General features: G+C 44.2%; 5 protein-coding genes. 3 read left to right on the forward strand and 2 right to left on the reverse strand.

Annotated features, from left to right (window positions below; all coding sequences use genetic code 11):
• On the forward strand, positions 1-507 hold a 507-nt coding region (locus tag WMO25_RS15385), incomplete at its 5' end, for an ATP-binding cassette domain-containing protein (RefSeq protein WP_349086057.1).
• Complete coding sequence (locus tag WMO25_RS15390; protein WP_349086058.1) at positions 500-1,318, forward strand: ABC transporter permease; 819 nt, start codon at positions 500-502, stop codon at positions 1,316-1,318. The genes WMO25_RS15385 and WMO25_RS15390, both read left to right, overlap by 8 nt.
• Positions 1,319-1,502: 184 nt before the next feature.
• Here WMO25_RS15390 and WMO25_RS15395 read toward each other — a convergent pair whose 3' ends face one another.
• Complete coding sequence (locus WMO25_RS15395; protein WP_349086059.1) at positions 1,503-2,342, reverse strand: DegV family protein; 840 nt, start codon at positions 2,340-2,342, stop codon at positions 1,503-1,505.
• Between the two features lie 244 nt (positions 2,343-2,586).
• On the opposite strand from WMO25_RS15395, the gene WMO25_RS15400 reads away from it, so the two are divergent.
• Positions 2,587-3,888, forward strand: coding sequence for a M18 family aminopeptidase (locus tag WMO25_RS15400; protein ID WP_349086060.1), 1,302 nt, complete (start codon positions 2,587-2,589; stop codon positions 3,886-3,888).
• 159 nt (positions 3,889-4,047) lie between these two features.
• On the opposite strand, the gene WMO25_RS15405 is transcribed toward WMO25_RS15400, so the two are convergent.
• Positions 4,048-4,405, reverse strand: a 358-nt coding sequence (locus WMO25_RS15405) for a M20/M25/M40 family metallo-hydrolase (RefSeq protein ID WP_349086061.1), incomplete at its 5' end; no start/stop codon positions are given.

The following is a 4,405-nucleotide window of genomic DNA, read 5'->3' on the forward strand; positions in this document are numbered from 1 at the left end:
CATTTGCTTGACTGGTTAAGTATCAAAGACAACATTACACTCGGCCCGCGGATTCATCATAAACTGACACCCGAAAAGAAATCCTGGGCCGATAAAATGCTGGAAGAATATGGTCTTGCCCCTTTCGCAGATGCCAGACCCAGTCAATTATCCGGTGGTATGCGTCAGAGAGCCGCCCTCATCCGGACATTGGCCCTTTCTCCCAGTCTTCTTCTTTTAGATGAACCCTTTTCAGCCCTCGATTATCAGACAAGACTTACGGTTTCCGACGACATTTACCGGATTCTTCGCACTCAGCACATGAGTGCTGTTCTTGTTACCCATGATATTTCGGAAGCCATCAGTTTTTGTAACCGTATTATTGTTTTGACCAGCCGTCCGGCTTCCGTCAAAAAGACTTTTGATATCCACCTGACTCTTGATGAAGACCGCACACCTTTTAAAGCCCGCATGGCACCTGAATTTAAAGATTATTTCAATGAGATATGGGGTGAATTAAATGTCTGATCCGACTATTCTGTACCCGGTTTCCAACACATCCCGGGAAGAATTTCTTGCTGAAAGGAAAAAACAGAAATATTTCATTACAGGCATGCGCTTTTTCATCCTGATTTTCATCTTGGCCGGTTGGGAAATAGCAGCCAGATATCATCTGATCGACGCTTTCATTTTCAGCAGTCCGACCCGCATTTTTAAGGTTATGCTGCAAATGTCAGCTGATAAAAGCCTTTTTTATCATATCGGCATTACCATCGGTGAAACCCTTGTCAGTTTTGTCCTTGTACTGATCATCGGCACACTGATCGCCATGCTGCTTTGGTGGTGCCGCAGCGCTGCTGATATTCTCGAACCTTACTTCGTTGTTCTGAACAGCCTGCCAAAAACAGCGCTGGCGCCGATTCTTATTGTCTGGCTCGGCAACAATATGAAGACCATCATCGTATGTGGTGTGACAATGGCAGTCTTCAGCACCATCATCAACCTTTACACCGCCTTTATTCATATTGACAGTGATAAACTACTGCTCATCCGGACCCTTGGTGGCACACGCAGAGATATTCTTCGCTATATTGTTCTTCCGGCCAGCATCTCGGCCATCGTCAGTAACCTGAAAGTCAATATAGGTCTCTGCCTCGTCGGCGTCATTATCGGCGAATTTCTGGCGGCCAACGCCGGCCTGGGCTATCTCATTATCTACGGCAGTCAGGTTTTCCGTCTGGATTACGTCATGCTCAGCATTATTATTTTGTGTATACTGGCTATGGTACTCTATCAGCTGCTCTCTTTTGTCGAAAAACGTTACCAGAAAAAACAGTAACTCCGACAGTTTCAATCAATTTTAGCAATATATTACAGATGTAACCTAACCTTTCCAATTCTATTAAATAATCCGCGATTCATTTAAATAAACTGCAGATAAAATATAAAAGCCGATTTCCAGGATTTTGATAATCATTTGATTCATAATCCCAGAAATCGGCTTTTAAAATTAAGCGTCTGCCTTAATAAGCTACGACAATACCGCCATCATTGGCGTACATCGTTGCAACACCTGCTGTATCCACGATCACAATACCCTTAAAGGCGTATTTCTTCTCAATCTCAACCTTAAGCCATTCTGCACGCTTCAGGCAGTTGCAATGAGAGATCATCAGATACTTATCCGTCGGATGGATGACCGTTTTACCAATCTGCTCTGTCATCTTCATCAGTGCCTTCTTCATGCCACGACCCATATCCAGCTGCTGGATCGTGCCTTCCGGGGTAGAACCCATGACAGGCTTGATATTCAGTACATTGACCAATGTCGCCTTAAGACCTGATAAACGGCCATTCTTTCTCAATGTCTCCAATGATTCCAGAACAAATAATGTTGTCTGTTCCTCAATATACTGCTCAACTTCACTGACTACTTCCGAAAAAGCCTTACCAGCCTCCAGGCATTCCTGAAGCTTCATCAGGATCAATGTCTGACCTGCACTGGCAGAACGACTGTTAAAGACATGAATCTTCTTATCCGGATACTCTTCCTTCAAAAGATCTGCGCCAAGCTTTGCACTATTATAAGAACCGCTTAATTCCGATGAGAGTGTAATGGCATAAGCATCCTCATTGTTATAGCCATAAGCCTGCATATACGCATCCGGTGACGGACATGCGGATGACGGTGCCTCCGGGCATTCTGCCACTTTTCGCAAAAATTCCGCCTGGTTAAAAGTTTCATCATCTATAACCTTATCTTCCCCAACATTCAGTGTAAGGGGCACAAGTGTGATATGTTCATCCTTCTTCATAGCAGCAGTCATATCTGTACAACTGTCCACTGCAATATGATATGCCATTTATTTATCCTCCTGCATCTATCACAGCTATCCTGCCCATCCACTATCGCATACTGCAAAATAACTGCTGTTATCTATCAACAACTATTCAACATAGTTTTCATTACTATATATCATAGCATACCAAACATCTTTTGAAAAGACCAAATTCACATCCATTGATTATATTGCGTAATTGTGCTACTATAAATAGTGGAAAATTTCCTATTATATTATAATTTCAAATGCAGAATGGAGAATGAATATGCAGACATTACCAAAAGAAGTTGAACAGCTCTTTCACTACCTGCAGAACGGCACATCCGCTTTTCATGTGATTGCCCATACCAAACAGGTTCTGACAGAAGCCGGATTTACAGAGTTACATATAAAAGACAACTGGACACTGACAAAGGGCGGCCGTTATTTCTGCAGTCCTTTTGATACAACCCTCTACGCTTTTACAATCGGTGAATCCTGTGACCTTTCCAATGGCATTCACATTGCTGGTGCCCACACAGATTTCCCGGCCATCAAAATTAAACCAAATCCGGAAATATTTTCTCATGGCTACATGCAGCTGAATACAGAAGTATACGGCGGTCCTATTTTAAATACATTCTTCGACAGACCATTATCCCTTGCCGGAAAAGTTGTCACAAAGGGTGACCGATATGATCGTCCGGTCAGCCATCTTGTGGATCTGAAACGTCCCGCTGTTTATCTGCCGAATCTGGCTATTCATATGAATCGCGCCATCAACGAAAACGGTGCTCCTATCGACAACCAAAAGCATCTGCTGCCTATCCTCGGCACACTGAATGAATATCTGAACAAAGATACAACTTTCATGGATCTACTTGCCAAAGAAATCGGTGTGGACGCCAAAGATATTCTTGATTATGATCTTTGCATGTACAATCTTGATCAGCCTGAACTGGTTGGTTTCACAGAAGAATTTATCTCCGCACCAAGACTGGATGATATCACTTCTGTATGCGCTCTGATTCACGGTCTTGTTGAAAGCAAGAACGCTGACCGCGTTAACCTTGTCTGCTTATTCGATAACGAGGAAATCGGAAGTCTCAGCAAACAGGGTGCTGATTCCACACTGCCATCTGTGATCATCGGCAAGATCTGGCAGGCTTTCGGCAAAAATCAGATTGACTGTATGTCCGATATCTCAGACGGCCTGATGCTTTCTGTTGATGTCGCTCACGCCTACCATCCGAATTATCCGGGCACTCAGGATATCACCAACTATCCGATCATGAACGGCGGATTTATTCTGAAAACAGCCAGCAACCAGTCTTATACATGGGATTGTGAGAGCATGGCTTCCCTCATTGCACTGTGCCAGCAGGAAAACATTCCTTATCAGCGCTTTGCAAAACACTCCAACACAAAGGGCGGCGGCACTATCGGTTCCATCATCTCTTCCCATCTGCCAATGCGCACCGCAGATATCGGTGTCGGCCTTCTGGCCATGCACTCAAGCCGGGAAATGATGGGCAAAGACGATCAGATCAGTTTGACGCATTTTGCTAAGGCATTTTTCGAAAACTAAAAATCCAAACTATGAGAAACACGCTCCGCGAGTTTCTCAAGTTATCGCGGCAGTCGCCAAGGTCTCGTGCAGGCACGGACTTTGGCTCGTTGCTCGCGTAAAATAAAAGCTGCCAGCTCTTAAAAACTGGCAGCTTTTTATCGTTGTTTCATTTAACTTTTATTTTACGCCGAGGAGGTCGCACAGGGACAATACATAAATCTGTCCTGCATTGACAACGTCTTCGATGTCTACATTTTCGTTTGGTGCATGGATGCCTTCTGTGTTGGATGGACCATACTGGATGGTTGGTACGCCCTTGAGACGATATTCTCTTGCATCGCTGCATGCCCACTGCCATGCAGGATATACGGTAATACCCCAGATGGCCTCTGCATTCTTCTTGATGGCCTGTACGATGTCTGAGTCATCACGAGTGACATTGGCTTCGCTCTTCCAAAGGAGTTCATATTCAACGCCTTCCACACCGGCAGTCTTAATCATTTCTTTGACTGTGTTCTCAATTTCTTCATGATCC

The organism is Coprococcus intestinihominis, assembly GCF_040096555.1.
GTDB classification, from domain to species: domain Bacteria; phylum Bacillota; class Clostridia; order Lachnospirales; family Lachnospiraceae; genus Coprococcus_A; species Coprococcus_A intestinihominis.